The following is a 23139-nucleotide window of genomic DNA, read 5'->3' as shown; positions in this document are numbered from 1 at the left end:
GCAAACTCCGGGATAGGTGACTGCGCGAGGCCAAGATGTGGGGGCGGAGAAATGTCCATTCATACCGTGATCGTCGATGGCCCCCTTGCATTGCGGATGCAACGGCTCACTGCTGCGCGCGAAGGCGCGATCGGGCGCCAGATACTAACGCTTCCCCTTCTAGCTGCTCGGCTCGCGGGCGGCTTCATAGCTCCAGCTTCACAAGAAAACTTGTATCCCGCGATACGAGCGGCTCTTGCCGCTGGGATGTACGAAGACATCGGACAGGTCTCCGACCTGCCCGGAATGCCATCTGCTGTACTCACCTCACTCCGAAGCTGGTGGGACGCCGGCATCCTAACTGAAATTGCGGACAACCCCCGCCTTCGTGACTTCACTATGCTGGAACGGCGTGTGAGAGAGGCATTGCCTGCGGGTACACTTGCCCCGCCAGACCTCGTTGAAGCGGCACTGAAGCGCCTGCACCACGCTCCAAGACTCTTGGGTTCCGTCACGCTTCAAGAGATCCCCGACATCAAGCCCATCTGGCGCCAGCTCATTGTACAGCTCTGCGATGTTGTTCCAGTGCGATGGGTCGCTCCGGCTCATTGCCAGCGGAACTGGTTCGCGGGAACGGTGGAAGCTTTGCCGGCCGGCCGCAGCCAGATCACCGCCGCCGATCTCTGCGCCGATCCGCGAAGCGAGGTGCGAGAGGCGCTGCGCTGGGCGCGGGCGCTCATTGCGGAAGACGGCATATCTCCGAGTGAAATCGCGATCACGGCCACTTCGCCGAATACGTGGGACGATACATTTTTGGTGCTTGCGCGCGAGGCTGCGCTTCCACTGCATTTTAGCCATGGCATCCCCGCCTTGGCGACACGCGAGGGACAGAGCTGTGCCGCGTTGGCTGATGTTCTACTGAGGGGCCTCTCGCAAGAACGCGTGCGCCTCTTGTTCGCCCGGGTTTCTCCAGCTCGTCAGAATATCCCTCTCGACTGGGCCAAGGGTTTAAGGCGAAGCGCTGCTCTCTCGACCGCGCAGCACTGGCGGCACGCCCTCAGGCAAGCACGGGCCGAGCGGGCCGATGGAGATGCTGCCGAAAATGCGTTGTTACCGGTTATCGAGCTTCTCGCTCGCGGGCTCCTTGAGGCGGATCGAGCGGGACGACTTCTGTTGCATGGGCCGGCGCTCACCTTGTGGCAGGATGCCCTACGCATGGCGCCTCCCCAAGCAGTGGAGCTCTCGCTCCAGGCACTCCGAGTCGATGACGGGAAAGAGCCCGGCAGCAGCGTCGTGTGGGGACCGGCTCGTCATCTAGCCGGCGCCTCTCGCAAGCATGTCCGGCTTCTTGGCCTCGAGGCAAACGCCTGGCCGCGCCAGGCGATCGAAGATCCGTTGCTGCCGCAGCATCTACTCGGGAAGATTAGGCTTCCATCAGCTGATATAGCCGACGAGGACCGAAGGATGCACAACCTCATCGTATGTCAGTCTGACGGTTATGCGCTCTCACGCGGACACAGAAGTGCGACGGGTGCGCTGCAAGCCGCGAGCACGCTATGGCGCCGCGATCAGGAGCGGATCGTGAGCCGGAGCGGCATCCCTAGGCATGCCTTCAGCGAAAGCGATCGCCTGTATGCAAGACCTCCCGATGCAGGCAAGCAACTGCAGGTTCGGTCCAGCCGCGCCTGTTGGCGGGCTTGGCAGGACAGCGAGCGGCATACCATGCACGACGGGCTGGTTCGGGCCGACCATCCTTTGATCCTGGATGCACTCGCGGAGGTGCAATCCACGACGTCCATAGATCGCCTCCTTTGCAATCCGCTCGGGTTTGTCTGGGAGTACGCGCTTCACTGGCGTGAGCCCAATCTGGACCCCCAGCCGCTGGCGCTTGACCATCGCGCGTTTGGAGAACTCGTCCACGCCCTCATTGGAGGCGTTCTCCGCAACGGTGCGCCGAGGAATACCGATGAGATCGAGATCGGTCTAGCGGATGAAGCCAGGCGATTGGGCGATGCGTGGCCAATCGCACGTGCTGTCCCACCGGGTCTGCTATGGCGCCATACCATGACAGTGGCCCGCGAACGCGCATCCCGCGGGTTGAGGGATGCTCTAGGAGAACCTCGTGGCACGAGTTGGACCGAACTTACATTCGGCGAGCCCATCGCCGAGCCTCATCCTTGGACGACGCTTTCGCCCGTCTCTGTGGGAGCGACCGGTGTTGCATTTCGCGGCAGAATCGATCGGCTCGACGAGGACGGGTCTCGAGGTACGGCTATCATAACCGACTACAAGGCAGGTGCAGCGCCCGAGCGGAAGAAGACTATCGTTTTCAATCGAGGAACAGAGCTCCAACGCGTTTTCTATGCCCTGGCCGCCAGATCGTTGCTGCCGGAGGTTCGGAACGTCGAGTCTCGGCTGACCTATCTCAGACATGAGCCCGCCCGCACATTGAGCTTGGTCCACGACGAACTCGCAGCTGCAATTGAGGAAGCGATCACCTTCACAGCCGCTGGTGTCGAACTTCAGAAGACCGGGCAGATTGCGCCGGGTCCCCAGCCAGAGTTTTTCGACCCGATTTCGATCGCGCTTCCATCCGACCTAGAAGTCTATCGTCGTACCAAGCAACGTCCCTTCGCGCAGGTGAATAGCCCGCTATCCAAGCTTTGGAGCAGCCCGTGACCGCTGACGTAGATGCTCGTAGACGCGCGTTGACAGACTTCAAATCCAACATCCTGGTCGAGGCAGCCGCTGGCACCGGCAAGACGTCCTTGATGGCTGCCCGTGTTGCGATGATGATAGCGAGCGGGATTGAACCCTCCAAGATTGCCGCGATCACCTTCACCGAACCAGCGGCAAGCGACCTTGAAGCGCGAATTCGTTGGACGATTGCGGAGCTCCGGGCCGGAAAGATCCCGCCGGCGCTTGCGAAAATACTTACTCAGCCGCTAGACGCGGATGCGTTTGCTCGTCTCGAGGCCGCGGCTCCGCGACTCGATGAGATCACGGCGACGACGATCCACGGCTTCTGCCAAGGCATTATCCGCTCGCACGGGCTCGCCGCGGGTCTGGATCCCGGATCCAGAGTGGTTGATGCGACGGTCGCCGAGGCCCTCTTCGACGAAGTGCTCGCCGAGTGGCTGAAGGACAAACTGGCGGACAGCGCCGACGAAGATGGAGCGATCGCTACTCTGGCCAAGGACGACCCGCTTGGCGTTGTCGAGCGCGTTCGCAAGCTTGCCATATTGCGCCGCGACCATCGTACCGCGAGCGCTCCTGCACCTGATTTTTCATCCCGGCCGGACCGGACATTCAACGAAGCCGTCGTGGCGTTTTCCCGCTGGCACGCCGCCGGTCCAGCCGAGGCTGGCACAGCGGATTTGATCAATGACCTGGAGCATCTCGCCGCATTCTATGACGAGACCCTGGCGAATACCGCTTTCCCAGAGCTTTGGCGCTTGACGCAGCCTCCACGCATCGAAGCAATGTTGCCGCGGTCCATCGATCTACAGCCCTATCGCAGAATGGCCGCCTGGAAGAGTGTCCTCGGAGCCGCCGAGGGCCAGCGTCGCGGTGACGAAGCGTCCGCCCGCTACGAGCAGGTAACCGCGGCATATCGAACCATGATTGGGTCGATTGCCCAGAGGCTTGTGCACGAACTTGCTGCAGCCTTGAGCGAAGTGATCGACGCGTATGACCTCCGCAAGCGTGATGCTGCGGTGCTGGATTTCGATGACCTTCTGCTTCAGGCGCGCCTTCTTGTCTGCGAGCATACGGAAATCCGCGAATGGCTCGCGTGGCGCTACTCGCATCTCCTCGTCGATGAATTCCAGGACACTGACCCGCTGCAGGCCGAGATCCTGTTTTTCATCGCGGCAACCGCGCCTCCCACCCGCTGGGAACAGGCTCAGCTTCGGCCCGGCGCGCTGTTTCTGGTCGGCGATCCTAAACAGGCCATCTATCGGTTTCGCGGGGCCGACATCGAAGCTTATGCGGTGGCAAAGTCGGTGATCGCAAAATCAACGAATGGCTGCCTGCTTGCCGTTACAGCCAATTTTCGGTCCCGGGCGGAAGTGCTCGAACATGTCAACGAGGTTTTTCAGGAGGTGCTTGCTCAGCCGGGACAGCCCGGCTTCGTAGCCTTGACGGCCACGATGAGCCCGCCGCCGCTGCCATTTCCGGCCGCGGCGAAGCTCACGATCGACGTACCGCGCGATGTCCGCGCAGAGGAGCAGCGCGAGGCGGAGGCGGAGGCAGTGGCCCAGCTTTGCGCACGCCTGATAGGGGCACTTACGATCACCAGGGCAGACGGCACGGAGCGGCGCCTTCGCGCAGGCGACATTGCCTTGCTCGCGCCCACCCATACCGATTTATGGCGTTACGAGCGCGCCCTTGAAGGACACCGGATCTCCGTTGCATCTCAGGCTGGTAACGCACTTTTCCGGCGGCAGGAATTGCAAGATCTTCTGGCTCTGGTCCGAACCTTGGCCGATCCCCTGGACACACTCGCGTTTGGCGCCCTCATGCGCGGCCCTGTTGTTGGACTGAGCGATGAAGAGTTGCTCGACATTACCGCGGCGCTCAAGCCTGACGCGGACGGGCGCCGCCGATTTCAGTTGCGGACGGTGGCTGACGATGTTGTACACTCCCTCGCTCGTGAGGTTCTCGTCAAACTCCAGGGTCTGCACCGTCTCGCGGCGGAACTCACGCCCATGCAATTGCTGGCGTACGCTATCGAACGCTTGAACCTCCGGGTGGTGATGGCAGCGCGTCATGGCCAACGCAACGCCCGAGCACTGGCGAACCTCGATGCAATTGTCGAGCTCGCCTGGCCTTACGGAGTCGCTGGCTTGCGAGCGTTTGCGCTCGACCTCCAGCGGGGGTGGGAGCGAAAACGCCGCCACCCTGAGGGACGGGTGGATGTCTCTGGAGACGCGGTGGAAATTGTCACGATGCACAGCGCCAAGGGGCTTGAATGGCCTGTCGTCATCACGGTGAATTCGTCAACTCGTTTCAAGCCTCAGGACCAGTTCGTCTATCGCCAATCAGACGATACCCTTCACTGGATCGTCGGCGGCATTGAGCCGCCGGACTTGGCAGCCGCCCGCAGCGAGGAAGAGTTTCGTGAAGCGAGGCAGCGTGAACGGCTGTGGTATGTCGCGACGACGCGTGCCCGCGATCTGCTCGTCATCCCCGATCTGCCAGGAGCCTCGTCGCGCTCGTGGTCCAGGGTCATGGATTTGGGACAGAAGCGCCTGAGTGAGCTTCGAACGGACATGCTGCCTGCGTCCGAAGTGACCAATACTGATGTCCTCGTCAACGAGCAGACCGACGCGATTTTTCTCGCCGAGCGCGAGCGCATCGATGCGGCCTCGGAGCCCATCCTCTGGGATCGCCCAAGCGAGCGCGATCCAGACCGCAGCGCAGACACAACCGACAGCTTTGTCGTCGATATTACGACCGACGGCCAGCGGATCGTCGGCGCAGGCGCCCTCCGCGGCAACGTTCTTCACAAGCTTATGGAGGAGTTTCTCAACGGCGAACTGTTTGATGGCGAGGACGAGGTCATTCGGCGCGCGGCCCAACTGCTTGACCAGCTGCAAGCAGTTGTGGATGACGATCCCAACGAACGCAGGCCGGATCCCTTGGAGATGGGGAGAACGGCACTGCGGACATTGCGCATGCCCGACCTTGAGCCGTTCATCGCGCGGCTCGTGCCCGAAATTCCGCTATGGGCAGCAGCCCCGCCACGCTATCTGGCCGGCCGCGCGGATGCCGCCTGGATCGACGGTGATCGCATCGCCCTGGTCATAGACTGGAAATCGGATGTGAATCCGGATGCGACTGCGCAGGGTGCACACGCGGCACAGCTCCGTGACTATCTGAGCGTGACCGGCGCTGAACGCGGGGCCGTCGTTTACATGTCGGCTGGCCATGTCTCCTGGGTCGAACCATGAGTCCCCTGATCACCAGACAGGATTGAGTATCGGGGAAGAGGAGCAAACGATCACCCGGCTAGATCCACGCGTCATCGCGACATAGAGGTTTCGAGCGTTGAGGGCACCAGCGTTAAGAACAACGGAGACATCGGCTTCAAGGCCCTTGAGTAGCAAGGTGCTGCCGACCGAGCGTCGGGCAAGCGGCCGCCCAACCAACCGCGACTGCTCGCGGATCGCAACGGTCGCCTCCCGGAAGGATGGTCCCCCTGGGGAGGCGGCGAGCTGCAGGGCGCGCTGTACTGCGGCAAGCACCGCCGGACGATAACACCGCACCCCGCCCGCCCTGTTGATAGACACCAAAAGGTCTGCAACCGCGCTTAGCGTTCGCTCCTGCTCGAACACAACGGCCGCCTGTTCCATGTCGGACAAGGCACGGCCAAGGCTGCCCGCCCGGGCGGCAGCGATCGACCGCACAAGGTCATCGGCTGAAAAATTGCTCATGAGGTTTTCAGCAAATCCAGCAGCCACGGCCAGCGCTTCCGGGCGGCTGAGATCAAGCGTAGCTCCAAACTCCGTGAGGTCGCGCAAGTCTACGGCTTCTACAGTGACGGCACCGTCGACCTGACGTGCGAACCGGCGCTGCCCGGTCGGGTCGGTGCTGTCGCCGATAATCAGCACCTTTGCGTCGCTCGGGACTTGTACGCCGGCGGCCGCGAGACGAAGCGCATCATCGCGCCGACCATCGAGCTCAATCCACTGAACGGCAGCGGGTGCCATTCGCAGATCGATCGGCGTGCCGCTAGCGAGCTGGGGTCGGAGAGAGAGCAACCAACTCCCCAATTCGGCGGCTCCGGCATTGTTCCACCGCCATGGAGTAGTTAGTTCCCCTACCGCCGGAAAAAACGCCAGAACCTCTGAATTCCAGTCCGCTAGACGGTCGGCCCCAAAGCCGAAGATGGATTGGAAAGGGTCTCCGACGATCGCCGTTGGCAGGCTCTGGGCGAGCCAGGTCGCGAGCACGTGCTGCCGGATCGAGCAGTCCTGGTACTCGTCGACGAACAGCCTTTCGTAGCTGGCGGCCAGGATGTCGTGCACGTGCCCGGCTGCGACGAGCCGTGCCGCTGCATCTCGGATGGCCTCATAATTCGGCCGGGCACCGGTTATGATCCGCGGATCGTGCCCCGCGCGCTGCGGAAATGTTGAAATCAGTCGGATGGCAAAACCATCCAACGTGGCTGCTCGATAAGAGCTGGGTTTCACTCCGACCTTTTCGAGCCGCCCACGCAGGGCTGCAACACCGGCATTCGTGTGCGTCAACACCAAAACCGGTTTCGCGCCGCTATGCCGCGCAAGCGCGTCCGTAATGAGTTGCGTCTTCCCACAGCCAGCAGGCGCTACGACAAGTCCCCGCCCGATTGCATTCAGGTCGATTTCACCGGCTGCCATCTTCAACCCAATCCAACACGCCATCCATCACGCTCGTCAGACTGGCATTGGCGGCGGCATAAGAAGGTCCGACGATGGTCCGTCCAGCGGTCTCCATAGTTGTAATGGTCTTAAGCCAGCCGAACCGCGCCGCAGCGTTCCCCAGGAGCGTTCGGCTGGCGGCATCGAAGCCATTAATCAAAGCGTCGGTTTCAAGAACAATCAGAGACGTCGAGCTGTTCGAAATCGTCTTGATATGCGCGTCGATGAGTGCACGATCTTTTGCTTCGACCGCAAGTTCAAGAAGTTGCGCGACGGACGCGTCTGACAAGGCAGAAAACAGCTCCTGCTCCAGCGCCCGCCCGCCGCCCCAGGCGAAAACCTGCCCTCCGCCGGCGAGGAAAGCCGCCTCCGCGGCTACAGGCGCGGGTTTGTCACTATCGCGCAGGATGGCGACGCGGTACCCAAGGGACTGCAACGCGTTGGCGCGGCTGAACGTCTCATCGCCATTGCCGTTGACGAGCGTGGCGCCGAAGGCGGCGAGAGATAATTCACCTGTTCCGGTAAAATGTTGATCCAGCCCGCGCATAAGGCCGATCTCGCTTCCGCCTTCACACACAACGATGGAGGTGGCGAGGAGGGCGTGGGCGTGAGCCCGGATGGTCCCCTGGACGTCGCCTGCGTCACTGGCACGGGTCACGGTGTGTTCGTGATCCTTGTGTCGGACAATGTGCAGCTGGTGAGCGCTTAGTTCGGTGACGGTCGTTGGTGAATGGCTGGTCGCGAACACCTGCATCGGAGGAACTTCTTCCTTCGCACCGAGCGCCCCGAGCAAGCGGATGATGCGGTGCGGCTCAAGACCGTATTCCAGTTCATCGATCAGGAAGGTCGTCGCCTTGTCTGCAGCTTTCCTCTGTAGAGCGGCGATCAAAAGACGCGACGATCCCAAACCGAGCGACCTCAGTGGAATACCGCTCTCGTCGTGCAGCGAGATCGACCCGCCCGTAAAGCTGATCGAACCGGCGTCGATCAGGGCCTGCACCGCCGCGCCGACGGGAACGCCCATCTCACCTGCAGCCGCGGTAACGAGCTTCAACGAACCTTCCAGTTCCTTGAGTTCCTTTTGGTCGAAAGCGTCACGTATCTCTCGCGCCAGCCGGGTCAGTTCACTCGATGTATCCGCCTTTCCTTCCGTGATTTTGCTCAGCACCGAGCCACGGCGCCACGTCAGGTGTGTGTCCCCCGCCGCACCAAGCCGCGCCGGCGCAATCCGGGTGCGATCGGCCCAACTGAGGTTGCGCGTTCGCCCCGCTGCCTGCGCGCGCGGCGACACGAGCGTCCATTCCGGCTCGAGGTCGCTCTGCACGGTGAGTTGCAGGGTTAGCGCCGTTTCCAACCCGGCACCTGGCTCCGCCTCCACGGTTCCTGTCACCGCGTTGAAGCCCACCAGGAAGTCGCCATACGCGTCGATGTTCTTGAGCGGATCATCGAGGGCGCCAAGGGTTACGGAAATGCGGATAGGCTGATCGAAGTCGATCCCGTGGAAGTCCGCATCCGTGAAGGACAACGATCGTCGCGCGCCGAGGCATAAATCAATTGCGTCGAGAATGGTCGACTTCCCGCTGTCACCTGGGCCGACCAGACAGTTTACACCGGGGCCTGGCAGCCATCGAAGCTTTTTAATCGTGCGAAAGTTCACAATTTCTAGTAGCCGAACTACAGTCATGCCGCCCCCTCAAAAAGTGCGTTGCCTCCTTGCTTGCCTTCCGCAGAGCTAGATCCCCGCGATAAGCTTCTGCGGCCAACCCATGGTCAAACACGGGTATGGGGCGTGCTTATTTCTTCCAGCAGCTGGATTAGAAATTACACTTATGGCGGGTGATTGAGAACAGGGCTGTCTAATGTATGTTTTGGCGAGGCGTGATTCTCATCGGTAGAAGAGATGTGAGACTGAGAGGTAAACTCAACGTTTTCTTGTCTCTTCAGCGAGGGTTTATTAGAACGCTTACTGGCTTTAACCTTTCCGCCTATTAGTCGAGTTGCATTCTGTAATTTTTGTCTGGTGTCGGAATAAAGCGGACGCCCGAAATTTTCTTTTTTAACTTATATACCAGTGCGTCTTTCCGATCCATTTCAATAATGCTCTTTTCAGTCTCCTCCAATACCTCATTGCCTAGTGTCTTTTCGAAATGAAATCTCACGAAATCGAACTCTCTTTCAGAGAGACTTACACGTTTTCCCGAAGGCTCGATTAAATATTTGTCCGCCACTCTCAGCGTAAATCCGTCGAGTTCCAATACTTTTTCGGACGGCGCTGGCTTGAAGGAAGTTGAACAATGCTTGTGAAGGATCTTGACCATGTCACTCTGGGAAATCGCTCCCACGAAGAGGTCATTAAAGACTCGGACCGCTTCTTCAAGTCTCTGCACACCAGGATCCTTGTCAAAAACTAGGAAAATCTTTTTGTTGCCGACGGCATTCTGGAGGGTTTTAAAGGCATGGAAGTTACGATCAGCTACCAAGCATAGCACGTCGTCATCAATTATCGCTGCGCTTACGTCTGTAGCATCCTTCGTCCGATGAATAGCAACGCCTTTGGAGGCTGCATATAGCTCAGCCAAATCGTCGATCAGAAGATCTCCGTCACTTGCCACTAGGATCTTTTTCATATTTTCCCCACGGGGTCTGGTTATAGAGCGCTCCCACCATCGTCAAAGCCGCCAGCGGTATTGCTTGACCGCCGATAAACCACCACGCCGCCATCGCAAAAAGAAGCGCGACCAATGCGATGGTAAATTTCAATATCTCCTGACGCAAGTGATCCTCCATGGCGAGCGACCTCATCTGCGTTCATCGTCTCATCAAAACCTTGTCTAAAGCTTAACGAAATGAGATCGCCAGCGCGACACTCAAAACAGAGAGGAGCTCCACTCCAATCCCCGCAGCGTCGGGCTCGAATGGATCAACGTAGGAGACTAGGTCCCCACCGTTACTGGTCAGCCTTGAATCGCGGTATGGCCAGACTAATGATGCAGAGAATTGCGAAATGGGCTATTTGCCAACAGACACAATCATTGCATTTGGATTGAGGCGCCGTATATTAAATTGAACATGGCATCGGGCTTGCCGATCAGTAAGGTACGCATTGGACCCGGCAAGGACATGAAGATAACGTTGCAGAGCGTTGAGCTCTTTCTTAAAAGCTTTGAACGGTACCAAGAGGTTCCGGTTGTCGAGTCAGCGGTGCCGTTTAGGACCTAATTTCAGGTTCTTCCCAGTTTCTGCGATAGCAGCAATCCGACTCCCTGCCGAGGCAGAAAACATCAAAAGGCGCGTGGCGCCGCCGCATGAGAGCGACCACGGTCTGGTACGGAAATCAATCTCCCGCCGCTGTCACGGCTTTGGGGGGAGATATAACCTGTCCGGAAAAACTGAGGAGGGTGCCTTTCGGCTTCCGATCGTATGTCGAACGACCTTCGAGCATCTGTACGAATGCTTCGTTACGATTGCTTGCGCGGTCAATCAGTCTGTCGAACGCCACCACTTCAAGCATAAGGTTCAGGGCCTTGTAGTAGCGATAGGCCATCTGACCACCATAATTTGTGATCATGAAGTCTTCCATCTCGAGGTAGACCTGAAGGTTGTCGTTCCAGTCGGCCAAAACGTAGCCACGGACCATGGTGTCTGGCGATATTACGATCTCTCGTCCCATCGACGTCTTGATCTTACCTTTTTTGCGGATGTCAGAAATCTGCTTTTTAAGCTGATCGACAGGATCATTCGTCGTACTGTCACTGTCTGCCGCATATCCGGTTTTCTGCGGTCGCTTCATCTCTACGACCATCAGCTCGTTTTCATTGTTGATCAGGATATCGTGTGCGTATTGGCCCTTCGCGCGATGGCTTCCGTCAGGCGTACGGTCGCTTGATATATATTGGGCATAGGCGAGATCATCGTCGAGCAGCCAAAGATTGTGCGAGCTGTAATCCACCTCATCGCTGTCTTTATAGCGCGGATAGATCAGTTCATGGACCTTGTCCTCCGTTGCCAAGCCGTCAGCCTGCTTCTTTAGTAGTTCTCGGAAAATCTTGATGACATGGTTCCTGTAGGCCACGTAGACGGCCAACGCTTCCTTGGCGTCTTCAGGAATCTTGGTCCTGACAATGTGAACAAGGTCCTCGACGCTCGTGTTCTGATCCAGCTTTGTGAAATCGAATTTTTTGCGGAAACGTTCAACGAACAGATCCTGTGCGAGCTGTTCGCGGGTCTCCGTAATCGAGCGCTTTTGCACGAACTCAGCTGCCGACTTCTCACCAAGGCCCCGCCGAAGGAGAGGGTCGACAGCGATCAAATGTTCGACTTCCTCCTCCATCTTCTTGCGGCGCTCGGTAGTATAGGATTTCTCCAGATCGAGGATATGCAGCTTTGCCATAGCGACCAAGTGGTCTTTAATGCTCTTCCTCTTACCGTCGTATTCCACCTTGCCATGCAGGTTCGTAATGCGATCTCGTGATTGCGAGGAGACAAAGAAATCACTCGATACCGCGACGAGGTAGAAATATTTGCGCGGCCCGTCGTCCGTCATCTCCGAAAACGGCTTATCGTTCAAGCCAGACGAAATGCTTTCGAGATCGCTAGAAGCCCGGTTGTTCGAGTAGAAATAGAGGCGGTGCTTCTTGGCTTGTGCCTCGCCCACCTTGAAATAATTGAACTCGAATTTGCGCTGTTCATTTCCGATTTCGAGGTATTCCGTCTTCGAACCGCCGGTCGATAGCGATTTATGGAAATAGTCGTGGAGATTGAAGCGTAGGCCCTGGATGGTCAGGACAAATGCTTCCGGGACCTTCCGCTGAATGAATTCGATGAGGAAATGGTCCAGAAGCGCAGTCACGATCGCATCACTTGCGTCACCTCCGGAGTAGTGCTCACCCTCAAAGTCGAAGAAACTCTCTGAGGCTGGCACAGGTTTTCGCATCAACGCGGTCAGGCCTGTCTCGAAACGATGTGTCCCGGCTCCCGCCTCTGGTGTGATATCAACTAGATTATCGTCGACGGCAAAAGGCTCGTAGCGATAAGATCCACCGCCGCTCCAGCCATCGGCACTGATCTGCTTCGATGAATAGAAAACTTCCCCGAAAATCTTGAACGCGATGAAACGTCCGAAGCCCTTGCCGCCGCGCTCGAACTTGTTGCCGGTCAATGGAGTAAGGAAGGCGTCTAGGTTCTTCCTATCGAAGCCAACACCGTTGTCGGCAACAACGATCCGCTTTTGATCAGCATCGATATCAATTTCGATCCTGCCCTTTTCCTCCAGATCATCTCCCCACCTTTCCTCTATGGAATGGAGCGAGTTGGAAACGGCCTCATACAAGGGGAATAGAAACCCGTGGAGGCCATCGGGCAATGTTGCCCGCTTCACCTCAGCCGCGAGATCGATTGATTTATGCTTCACGCCTGACCCCAATCATAAGGCGACCACCGAGAACTGGCAAAATGCCTCTACCAGTTCGCAAGGGCAAGCCCCGCTGCCCTCTGGGTCTTGGCGAAACACAGGGAAACATCGATCCCAAGCACTCGAAGACCGAAGGCGTCTCGATGCGGCTCTCGCGCCTGCTACCTATAAAGTTGTCGGCGGCGCCGTGAACGGGTGTCGAAAAACACCTAAGGCTTTGACGTGATCATCGCAGTGACTCTTTCGACCTTGTCGAGCCAGTCCGCCGCTGTTTCATCCGTCCAGGCTACTATAGACCTGATCCTATCGTACTCGTCTTGGATGTTGCGCCTAAAAATCGGCTCGTGATGGGCGATGCGGTTACGCAAGTCGCGGATCTTTCCAAGCCGGTCAAACCCCTCGGCTCTAAGCTGCTGGATCGATCTCGCGGGGTCCGCGTTGGGGAATACCGTCATGAACTGATGATTCCAGATAGCGGCGTCGTGGCTCTTGGTGAACATCCGCTCCCAGAAAACGAACTTCAACTCGGCGACGATCTTTCCGGAAGTCGGCAGCTTGCTCAACCCAGTCAGGTCGCGGCGGGGGCTGTAGCCAAACTGAGGATTACGAAGGCTGATGTGGAAACCTTTCTCCCAAGGCCAGTTCGGACCGTAAGTGTTCTCGATGCCCGTAACTATTGAATTGCGGACGCTCACTTCGCATATCTGTAGCGGAACGAAAAAGGCCGCCGACAATTCCATGTTCCACTGGTAGAGTTCCAGCGCGGCCTCTTTGTCGCTCGCCTTTTCCGCCAGATAGGTTGCAAAGCGCGGCGCTGAGAGGACTGTCGGGAGCCTGTGAATTTCGTCTGGTGTGAACGGCATCCTGTGATTCCTTATAGAATTGCCGACACGTTCATTGACAGCGACGGTTGGTCTGGCCTAGAGTCATTGTTGAAAGGCGCGTGAGGTCGCGGGGTAACACCACCCTCATCGTCATACGATATAAGGGAAAGGCCCGCCATTGGCGGGCTTTTCTCGTTTCTGGTCTCCATCATACCGGCGCCCCGGCGTCTTCTTCCACGGAACTGCGGTTCTCTGGCTGAACAGAACCGCTTGCGGCTGAAGTCTGCGCGGCCTCGGCTTGCGCCTTATTATAGGTATCCAAAGCGACCATGTATTCGCGGAAACCTTCAATCTCGCCGTAAGCGCCGATCTCCATCACACGGTCAATGAAGCGGGCATACAGCCCAGCCTGGACTTTTCCCTGCCCGTTTAGGTACTCGACCGCGACGTTCGGATTGATCAACATCACATAGTGAAAATCACCCGATGGTCCGCCTTTGCAGGCGATGAACCAAAGATCCCGAAGCGCCTTCATCCGCTTGCGCCAGGTATCGACGGCTCTCTCACCGGTGAAGCCCGCTTCGGCTGCGAACGTGGCAGGATTTTCAATCGTCACGAACGGAAAATCGGGGGCACGGGCCCAGAGGCCGAATAACGTGTGACCCGCTGGGCTACCTTTCGTCTGTGCGTCGATTACCTGCATCGCGATCGGCAATGTCCTCGCAACGGTGGTGAAACCATCATTGGTCTTGCGATGCCACAAAAATGTTGCTGGCGTTCCTGGAAAATGCAGCTCCAACTGCTGCTGCGCCCGTTCCGCCATTTTCAGTCTTTTGACCGATGACTGCCGCCCGTTTGCCATTGCTACAATTCCTGTCGTTCATTCTTGAGCCCACAATGTCCGAACGGCTCCCGATCAGCAATGAGGGATTACGCTCCTCAATACGCACCTTTCGGGCGTCTCGGTAGCAGTCTAGGTCATCTGAGATAGTCGAGTATGTCGGATCTGAGAAGGCTCAATTGCGCCAAATGACGCGAGAAAGATTGAAAAAATATTTTAAATCAATGAATTATCGTTGTTCCGTGGTGCTCCCCGTATTCCCGTACTGCCGTGTTCCCGTCCTCCCGCTACTCCTGGGATTATTAAGGGGCGTAGGCGAGGCCCTTGTTGAGCAATGAGATGCGAAAAAAAGCGGGGTCGGTCGGACACGTGTTCAATCGTCCCACTCGCTTCGGCGGCCCGGCGGCCGTGTATCCGCCGTGCGCCAAGGCTTAGGCCCCCGCTGGCCACGTCGCTTCTCGTTCCCCTGCTTGTCGAAGCTTACGACCGTGGCGATATCGACGTTGCGATATTTCTGGGTACTGTCCCAATCCCAGTCGAAAGTGACGGTCTCTCCCTTGAAGACGAATTTGCCGGACCAAGCAGCAAGAAATGAATAGTTCTCCCCGCCAATCGTCATCACATGCTGGTGCCAGGCTTTCTTGTTTCCACCGCGGCTCGGCGGCCTCGACTTGTCTTTGAGATAAACGCCATAATTCTCGATCTCGGCCCTTTCGATTTTCACTAGCGTGTCCTCCCGACGGCTTTATCAAACAACGATTACCTTATCAGATCGCCACAGCCTCGCTGCAACAGAAATGCCTTCATCGCTTCTGATACGGGTGGTTCTATATCGAAAACTCCAAAGCGCTGGCGGAACCGTTCCCATTGCCTGCCTAACCGTCCTGACCTGCGTGAGCCCGGCCGGAGCCAGATCCAGTCGAGCCGCCACGCGCGACCCATGCCTTCCTGCTGCGGCCGGAACGCGCATGCGCCCACGATCCGTCCCTCCTCGTCCGAAAACAGGAACCCGACAGCATCGGTATCATCTTCGACCGACCACTGCACAAAGTCATATCCGAACTCGCGTCGAAACATTCGCGCGCGCTCGTAGACTTCCTTGCGCTTCCATGTAGGAGCGTCGGCACCAACCCAGGCCGCGTCGATGTCGCGCTCAAGCAAGTCTGCAAACTTACGATGTGGTTTTGGATCGATCACCGAGGACCAGCGTCGGTGCACCTTGCGATGTTCTCGCTCGTCTGTGGGCGAACCCTTGACGTAGGTCAAACGGCAGCCGGGGCATTCGATGGATTGGGTCGCCGGCGGCTTTCGATACTTGGGCGCATGGACGGTAAGTGACATCGCGACCCCATCGTCGTCTGCCCTATACTCGACCCGGTAGTTGCCGTCGGTCTTGAATTTCGAGATGTTCATACCACGCCAGGGCCGGTGCGGCGCGGACAGGGTCACCGGCGACATGCGGTGGCGGTTGCCCTCATAAAACAGGACGGAGATTTCCTCGTTGGTAAGATGTGACCGCCCCTGTATTTGAAGCCGCAGGCGGCTGCATAAGGACGATACATCGAGGCTAAAACCTAGCCGTTCGAGCCAGATGCAAAGTGCCGCGGCATCAGCCGCCGCCAGTTGGCGAAATCCCATCACATCGTCATTGCGGCGTCGTGGACGAGGATAGACGATCCGGTGCGGAATATCGAATTTCGAAGCAAAGTCCGCCAGATCAACAATCACGGGAGGATCCAGTCTGAGATCCAAGGCAAGAAAGATGTCTTCAAGCTCCGTGTCCGACACCCATCCGGTTGCGACCAAACGGTCCTCGGCGCCCTTAGGGATTGAGCGCGGCTTAGGCGCAGGGCATTGCAATGCCCGCCACAATGCGTCGATCTTTCCCGGCTCGAACTCCATTTTCTCTATTCCTCCTGCTGACACGCATCCAAACTGAAGACTGAACAACCCCGATCGATGCTGTTTGCTTCGAATATCCTTCCGGAAAACACCCTCACGCGAGCGATGCGCTCTCACCACCTCGTAAGCTCCGAAACGGAATATTCCGTAGCGAGCCACCCCGCGCGGAACGCCAATCGTAAGGACGGTCTACCACAACGCGGCACCCAGCATGGAATGCGGTGTATAACTGGATTTCTCGTCTGTTTGCTCGCGTGATTCATTGACGCCGACGCCGGCATGGTCAAAATTTACGTAGCTCCTCAAAGTTGTGGTGCTAAGCAAATTGGGGATCTCATGGTTTGTCGAATTCGCTATCTAAGTAGTGCGGGCATCCATCGCCGTGAGATCCCAGGAATAACTGAGCTGGCTAAGGCGTATCCTGCCGATTGGCTCCTCTACACGTCACTTCAATGCTACCCCCCCAACGAACCACCGATCGAGCTGGATGCCATGGTCGTGATGGACGATCGGGTGCTACTTCTTGAGATCAAGGATTATCAGGGCACACTTGGCGCTAATGGCGATCAATGGGTACACAATAACAAGCGGCGCTTTCGCTCACCTGTTGATTTGCTGAGCATGAAAGCTCGGAAGGTCAAAAGCTTCCTTTCTCAGGCCATCCCTGGCTTTGGTCAAACCTATGTGGACTCGCGTGTCATTCTCACCGGGACAGCCACCAAACAAAATCTTCCAACTCAGGATCAGTCACAAGTCTGGTCGTTGCAGGAAGCGATCTCGATAGCACAACGGCCCGCCCGAAACGCCCTTCTTCAGACGACCAAACTCCAATTAAAGCGCCCCAACCAATTTGAGGCTGACTTCGAGCGCGTAACCAGGAATGCTCGAATGTTTGGTCCCCTTGAAGCGGAATGGGACGGCTATCGTGTCATAGAGGAGGATTTCTTTGTTCATCCTAAAAATATCTGGCGCGAGCATCGCGCCGAGAAAATTCGCGATAGCCGATACAAAGCGCTTCTTCGAATTTGGGCGTTTGATCAATTACCGGCGGGCTTGAACAGTCCAGAGAAACGCCGCTTCGTCGCCGAACGCGAACAGCGAGCTATCGGTCGTTTGCACGCGCTTGGAAGTAGTTTGGTCCAGAACGGTGGCATCTTAATGCCGCTCGCGGACGACAAGGATGAAATCCTTACGCAACACCATGAGCTTCGTTCACTCAACGGGGCATTTACCACACTCGACCGCTATCTTGAAAAAGGTCGACAAATCCTCGGACCAGATGAACGAATAACCGCGGTGGGAACCCTTCTCGGAGCTGTCGCAGATCTTCATTCTCACGACATCGCACATCGAGATTTAGGCGTCAGATCAATTTGGGCAGGCTCGCCTACAAAAATTGCCTTGAGCGGTCTAATGGGGTGCCAACTTCCAGATGAAGATTCAATTGGCGACTGGGCGACGACGCTAAGGGGATACTCTGAGGAAATACCCGAGGGTAAAGCAGCTACGGCCAGTGGCGGACGGCAGCGCGACGTATATGCGCTCGGAAGGCTGGCATATCGGATACTGAGCGGCGAGGCAATCGATCCAACTTTGGCATTGTCAGATGCGCCGCAGCTATCAGCTGAGTTTCCTGACCTCGCAAAGTGGTTTGAACGCTCGACATCCGTCCAGCCCAACGGTCGTTACAATGATGGTCGGGAGATGGCGGACGAATTTGCTAGAATTGTCGAGCAATCACACGCAGTAACCATCGACCAGACGCTTATTGATCGCCATGAGACGACGGATCTTCCTTATTTGCTCTGGCAAATTGCCTCAAATATCAAGCAGGAGGGACGTTGCCACATCTACCGGAGCAAGGATCCCGAGCAAAACGATGTTGTAGTAAAAATCTGGCTTGGCACTAGGCGCGGAGTAACAAACGCAACTGACGCAGCTATTTCTCGCCTTTTCGACGGTGTCAGCCGATTAATAGCGAGTCCCATGCCAGGCGTCCCACAATTCGTGCGAACTGGGCTATCGGCCGCCGGCCCGTTCGTCGTTTATCGGCATGAGGAGGGGACCACCCTTGATGTGACTGATGGCCCCTTGAGCGACGAGGATGTCCTTCACATTGCAACATCGATTACGACGTGTGTGCAAGCGATCCACGCCGCTGGAATTTTCCACGGAGATATTTCCAAAAAGAACATCCTGCTATGCGAAGGCAAGTCCGAGGTCCAGCTGCTCGACCTTTTCGACCTAAGTGAGGTGGGTGATGGAATCATTAGGACACCGTCTTATTGCCCACCGAATTCGGAAAACCTCACCGAGAAACAGATCGATAACTATGCCGTCGCCAAAATCATTTCCGAATTATTCAAGGAAGTCGAAGGTGAATGTATTGCCGACGTATCCGCGACCACAGAACGTGAATTGGCGCGCCCTGCATTAGACACACTGGAACCGATAATCGCGTCTTTGAAGACCGCTGCGGAAAAGCTTTTGGGTTCAAAGCCGCCAAAGCTGACGGTGTCATCCCCCAACACATCGGCCGATTTTTTCAAATCCGATGGGGGGCAATACTACGTGCGAGCCGCTAGAATAAACGCCGATATTATCGAATACAGCATCACGGGTATCGATAAGAAACTTATGTTCGAGTTGGTTCGGGGAGAGCTCGAGCGATTGACCTGGGCGGATGAGAGTTTCACCAGTCTGGCTCATGCCTCACAGCACGGCGTGCCCGTTAAACTTGACATTACATTTGAAGACGGTCCCGATGGGGGGTTCGAGGAACTCTTTGCACTCATCGAGCCGTTGGTTGCGCCTCCGTCGACGGCCGACGCCGACGACCTGCCTCATGATGATTTGCCTACGAGCTTCGATGTTCGACGCTATTGGCGCAAACTCCTGGAGCTTGAAGGGGCCCTCCAGCCTGAAGTTGAAATACTCCAGGATGTAGGGCCAGCAAAAGGCCCTATAGCCATCTACGAGTATCAAAGGCTTGGTCTGGATTTCGATTTCGACATCGGGAGTACCGTGGAGGTACGTCTCCCCACTGGTCGCAAAGTTGGCGAAGTTAATCTTGACCAAACCGACGCGAGAACTCTGGTCGTTGAGAACTCAGACAGACGTCTAGTTGCCGGCGACCGAGTTAATCTCGTTGATCGACGGGCGCGCACATCGTTTGACAGGCGGATGAAGGCAGTTGAGCGCCTATTGGATGACGGCGCAGCAGTGCCTGACCTGCTTGAGTATTTTGTACCCGGTGGCCAGGTTGAAGCCACGGACTTCCAAGAGGACATATCTGATGAGGTCCTTGATCGGTATGGTCTCAATGAAGGCCAGCGCGGGGCCTTCCGTCATGTGGCTCGTTATGGGCCAGTCGGGCTTTTGCAGGGCCCCCCAGGAACAGGAAAAACTCATTTCATCGCCGCCTTGGTGCATTGGCTTGTTACCGAAAAGGGCGCTCGAAAGATACTTGTAGCAAGCCAGTCTCATGAAGCAGTCAATAACGTCATCGAAGCGTTACTCGATCTCTATAAAAAGATTGGTGGCGCTCGACCCAGCCTTTTGAGAATCGGGTCGAAAGGCATCACCGAAAAAATCAGGCCATATCACACGACTTCTATTCGCGAGCGTTTTCAAGCGCGTTTCGAAGCTGCGTTTAAGCACCGCATTTCAGGGATCGGATCGGCGCTTGGCCTGAGAAGGGAACTGGTCGTTGATGCCGTTGAGATCGATCGCAAATTTGGTGAGCGCGTCCGTCGACTGAGTATCCTGCACGCAGGGGAGTCCGGAAGCGCAAGGGCACCTGCCGCTGAGAGACGTCAGCGAGATACGGCGATACGGATCGCCACGGAAGCATTCCTTTCAGCGGGTCGGCAAATTCTTGATCGAGAGGTAGATCCCTCAAGGCTGGATGAAGAGCTGGATCATGCATTTGAAATCCTTCTCGTAAGATATCCTGACGTCTCACCATCAGATCTCCGAAAAGCAAGGCAGATTATCGAGCTTTCCCGGGAATGGACTGCCGCGCTAGCGTCCCCGCACCGAAATTTCGAAGAGTTTCTTGTCAAGACGAGAGCTGTGATCACGGCCACCTGTGTCGGCGTTGGGCAAACCAAGATCAGAGTGGACACGAAGACCTACGATTGGGTTATTGTCGACGAGGCCGCCCGGTGCACTCCGGGCGAGCTGGCAGTTCCAATCCAAGTTGGTCGGAGGGTTCTCTTGGTTGGCGACCACAGACAACTGCTTCCAATGATTGACCGAGCGGTTTTGAAGCGGCTTCGTTTGGAGATGTCGGACGCGTCCCCCGAGGAATTCTTACGCAGTGACTTTGAGCGCGTATTCTCCTCGAAGTACGGCAGAGACTACGGGAGAACTCTCACCGAGCAATACAGAATGACGCCTGAGATATGTCGCCTGGTGTCCGCAGTTTTTTACGAGCCGCACGGCGTACTCCTCGAGACTTCCACTAGACGAAAACCCGACCCTCTCTTCGAGGTTGACCTTGCCACTCCTCTATCGAAACCAATCACCTGGGTGGACACGTCATCAAGTCCCGACAGCAGTGAACGGGCTGCAAAGTGGGACAAAAACACGTACTGGAATCCGGCCGAAGTCGAGGCCGTGATGGATGTGCTGGAGTGCATCGCCAAACAGCCGACCCTTGTCGCTGGTTTGGTGAAGGGCAGTCACGAGGCCCCCATCGGCGTCATTTGCATGTACAGCGCGCAAAAGGTGAAAATTGAGGAGGCTTTTTCACGACGAGCTTGGGACTCGCAGTTTCGCAAACTTGTGCGCATCGAGACAGTCGATTCCTATCAAGGAAAGGAGAACTCGATTGTGATCCTTTCCCTCGTTCGGTCCAATGATGCCTTTGATCAAGGGCACGTCCGAATACCGAACCGGTGCAACGTGTCGTTGTCGCGAGCGAAAGAAAGACTCATCATTGTAGGCGCGAGAAGGATGTGGGTTCATACGCCGAAAAAGTCTCCCATGCGTCAGGTTTTAGATCATATCGGTACCGGTAGTTTTGATGCCGTGACAGTTTCGGCGGGGGAGCTGCAAAATGCAGTCTGACGCTAAGGATCCGATTACTGTCGGGACATACGGCTTTAATGTTCCTTGCCGCCGATTTTTAATACGAGCAAACGTAACGAAAGATCGGCGTCTCCCGGTGGTCGATGAGTTTGTGCTTCGTCTGTTAAAAATCACCGAGCAGCTATCGGTTCGGCGCATTGCAACATATCTAGGACTTACAGAAGCGGAGGCCGAAGCCGTTCTGGGAGACCTTGTTTCGGCTGGGTTGATAGTCATCCGAGAACATGCTGTTGAACTGCATCCATCAGCCCATGCGCATTTTCGCGGAGCGGAAGACGGAGTGCCTCGCATTGTCGATGTTGATCCATGGATAGACAGACTTTGGTTTGACCTCGTCAGCCGGAATATGATGGCACCCGAGAAACTTCGTCCAAATCGAAATTTGATTGATATCAAAGCTGAGGGTCTTGCACGCGAATTGCCGGTAACTTTCGCTCGAAAAGCGTTTGAGGAAAACTTCGCGGAGTATCTTCGAAAAGTCCGGAAAATCGCCAATCCCGATCGTTTCGGATTATACTCGGTATCCGATGTCGAGCCGGAAAGGTTCGGCGCAGTCGTGCTTCGTGGTTCCGAGGACCTCGTGTTCGATCCGCATCCGCGGCTCAGGCCTAATTTATTAGATGTCGAGACTGAGAACCTTATGCGGTACCGGCCGCTTGCTAACGCGATGAACGATGCCTACCGCGCGTTGGCGGGCTCTGAACCTTCCTCGTCAGGTCTCGCTGAGTTCCGCCGGATGTTGTCTGAAACAACAGTGTCTGATGCTCACACTGCAGAAGGGGTGTTTGATTTCTCAAAATGGCTATCTCTTAATACCGCCAATCGAGTTGCCAATCGCCAGAACTTAATCGGTGCCTCGTATCTCGGCCGAAATATTGATTTTTTCATCAAGCTGCTTGAGGGATGTCAGCTTCCGTCTGGGATCGGTGCAAACGGTAATGGCCTCGATATCCTCTGGTTCCGACCAGGTGGCTCGAACTGGGGGGTCACGCCTGACGTCCAGCAGGCTCTCTCGGCTATTAAAAGTACCATTGCACGCAAGCATGGAAAGATTCGCTTCCGGACCAAACTGATAGTGCCACAGGTCGCAAAAAGGGAGCATCCAAGGAGATTCGATCGAATTTTTGACGAAGGATTTGTTGCTCCAGCAGGACACATCAGCCCAAGTCTCGAAGTCCTTCACATTCCCGGAATGGGTTCGCTGGTGCTTGTTCGCGTCGCATTTTCACCTTCGGTAGCCACACCCGTTGGCTTTGCGCTTGTCGACACTCTTGGAGTGGAAAGGGTCGGGAGATCACTTCGTTGGGACAAGATCGCTGAGAGATCGGAAGAACTTTGGTCAAGCGACGAAAAACATCAGGAACTCGTTACTGAAGAAGGCGCGATTTAAGCCGCCGCTGTTCAGTATTTAATCTGGTTCACGGCTCTTCCTCCAGCACGTGTGCGTGTTGCTGCAGCGCCCAGATAGGGTCGAGTGGCGGAGCGGGACAATTTCCCTGACAGCTAATATTGAGGTTAAGCGTCCTCATCGTCAGGAAGGTCGCATCGTCGCCCACATGGACTATAAATCGTCCACGCGGATCGTCGTTGTGATAAAGCGGGGTAATGTCGAAGAGTTCACCGTCGGGACCACGCACCACCGAGTGGGCCGTGTAAACGACATGATCAGGCCCGCCGCTCATATAT

The 23139-nt window shown here is 56.6% G+C and carries 14 protein-coding genes; 4 read left to right on the top strand and 10 right to left on the bottom strand.

Annotated elements, in window-relative coordinates:
- The first annotated feature begins 51 nt into the window (after nucleotides 1–51).
- Nucleotides 52–2658, top strand: a complete 2607-nt coding sequence (locus RNA01_RS07915; RefSeq protein WP_147179436.1) for a PD-(D/E)XK nuclease family protein — start codon at nucleotides 52–54, stop codon at nucleotides 2656–2658.
- Entirely contained in the window at nucleotides 2655–5933 is a 3279-nt protein-coding gene (locus RNA01_RS07910; RefSeq protein ID WP_147179435.1) for a UvrD-helicase domain-containing protein, read from the top strand. The genes RNA01_RS07915 and RNA01_RS07910 overlap by 4 nt, the downstream gene beginning before the upstream one ends.
- 9 nt (nucleotides 5934–5942) lie before the next feature.
- Here the strand turns inward: RNA01_RS07910 and RNA01_RS07905 are convergent, their stop codons facing one another.
- The 9 genes from RNA01_RS07905 to RNA01_RS07865 all read right to left on the bottom strand — a co-directional run bounded on the left by RNA01_RS07905 (nucleotide 5943) and on the right by RNA01_RS07865 (nucleotide 16359).
- On the bottom strand, nucleotides 5943–7361 hold the full coding sequence (locus RNA01_RS07905; RefSeq protein WP_147179434.1) for a UvrD-helicase domain-containing protein: 1419 nt from the start codon (nucleotides 7359–7361) through the stop codon (nucleotides 5943–5945).
- Nucleotides 7348–9066, bottom strand: a complete 1719-nt coding sequence (locus RNA01_RS07900; RefSeq protein WP_147179433.1) for an ATP-dependent nuclease — start codon at nucleotides 9064–9066, stop codon at nucleotides 7348–7350. Before RNA01_RS07900 ends, RNA01_RS07905 begins: the two co-directional genes overlap by 14 nt.
- 304 nt (nucleotides 9067–9370) lie before the next feature.
- Nucleotides 9371–10009, bottom strand: coding sequence for a hypothetical protein (locus tag RNA01_RS07895; protein ID WP_147179432.1), 639 nt, complete (start codon nucleotides 10007–10009; stop codon nucleotides 9371–9373).
- A complete protein-coding gene (locus RNA01_RS07890; RefSeq protein ID WP_210245740.1) occupies nucleotides 9984–10184 on the bottom strand; it encodes a hypothetical protein in 201 nt (66 codons plus the stop codon). Before RNA01_RS07890 ends, RNA01_RS07895 begins: the two co-directional genes overlap by 26 nt.
- 532 nt (nucleotides 10185–10716) lie before the next feature.
- Entirely contained in the window at nucleotides 10717–12792 is a 2076-nt protein-coding gene (locus tag RNA01_RS07885; protein WP_235916502.1) for an ATP-binding protein, read from the bottom strand.
- A gap of 209 nt (nucleotides 12793–13001) precedes the next feature.
- The gene (locus RNA01_RS07880; protein WP_147179430.1) at nucleotides 13002–13655 is read right to left on the bottom strand and encodes a hypothetical protein; all 654 of its coding nucleotides are present in this window, start codon (nucleotides 13653–13655) and stop codon (nucleotides 13002–13004) included.
- A gap of 169 nt (nucleotides 13656–13824) precedes the next feature.
- Nucleotides 13825–14478: a hypothetical protein gene (locus RNA01_RS07875; RefSeq protein ID WP_210245739.1), complete on the bottom strand. Its 654-nt coding sequence runs from the start codon at nucleotides 14476–14478 to the stop codon at nucleotides 13825–13827.
- 352 nt (nucleotides 14479–14830) lie between these two features.
- On the bottom strand, nucleotides 14831–15181 hold the full coding sequence (locus RNA01_RS07870) for a hypothetical protein (RefSeq protein ID WP_147179429.1): 351 nt from the start codon (nucleotides 15179–15181) through the stop codon (nucleotides 14831–14833).
- A 35-nt stretch (nucleotides 15182–15216) separates the two neighbouring features.
- The gene (locus tag RNA01_RS07865; RefSeq protein ID WP_147179428.1) at nucleotides 15217–16359 is read right to left on the bottom strand and encodes a C2H2-type zinc finger protein; all 1143 of its coding nucleotides are present in this window, start codon (nucleotides 16357–16359) and stop codon (nucleotides 15217–15219) included.
- A gap of 279 nt (nucleotides 16360–16638) precedes the next feature.
- Here RNA01_RS07865 and RNA01_RS07860 point away from each other — a divergent pair, with 279 nt between their 5' ends.
- Both RNA01_RS07860 and RNA01_RS07855 read left to right on the top strand, forming a co-directional pair.
- Nucleotides 16639–21432: an AAA domain-containing protein gene (locus RNA01_RS07860; protein WP_147179427.1), complete on the top strand. Its 4794-nt coding sequence runs from the start codon at nucleotides 16639–16641 to the stop codon at nucleotides 21430–21432.
- Complete coding sequence (locus RNA01_RS07855; RefSeq protein WP_147179426.1) at nucleotides 21422–22843, top strand: hypothetical protein; 1422 nt, start codon at nucleotides 21422–21424, stop codon at nucleotides 22841–22843. Before RNA01_RS07860 ends, RNA01_RS07855 begins: the two co-directional genes overlap by 11 nt.
- Before the next feature lie 28 nt (nucleotides 22844–22871).
- On the opposite strand, the gene RNA01_RS23880 is transcribed toward RNA01_RS07855, so the two are convergent.
- On the bottom strand, nucleotides 22872–23139 hold a 268-nt coding region (locus RNA01_RS23880), incomplete at its 5' end, for a hypothetical protein (protein WP_210245738.1).

The organism is Paenirhizobium naphthalenivorans (assembly GCF_007992095.1).
GTDB classification, from domain to species: Bacteria; Pseudomonadota; Alphaproteobacteria; order Rhizobiales; family Rhizobiaceae; genus Allorhizobium; species Allorhizobium naphthalenivorans.
Note: the sequence above shows the minus strand (reverse complement) of the source record. Positions and strands in the feature narration are given on the sequence as shown.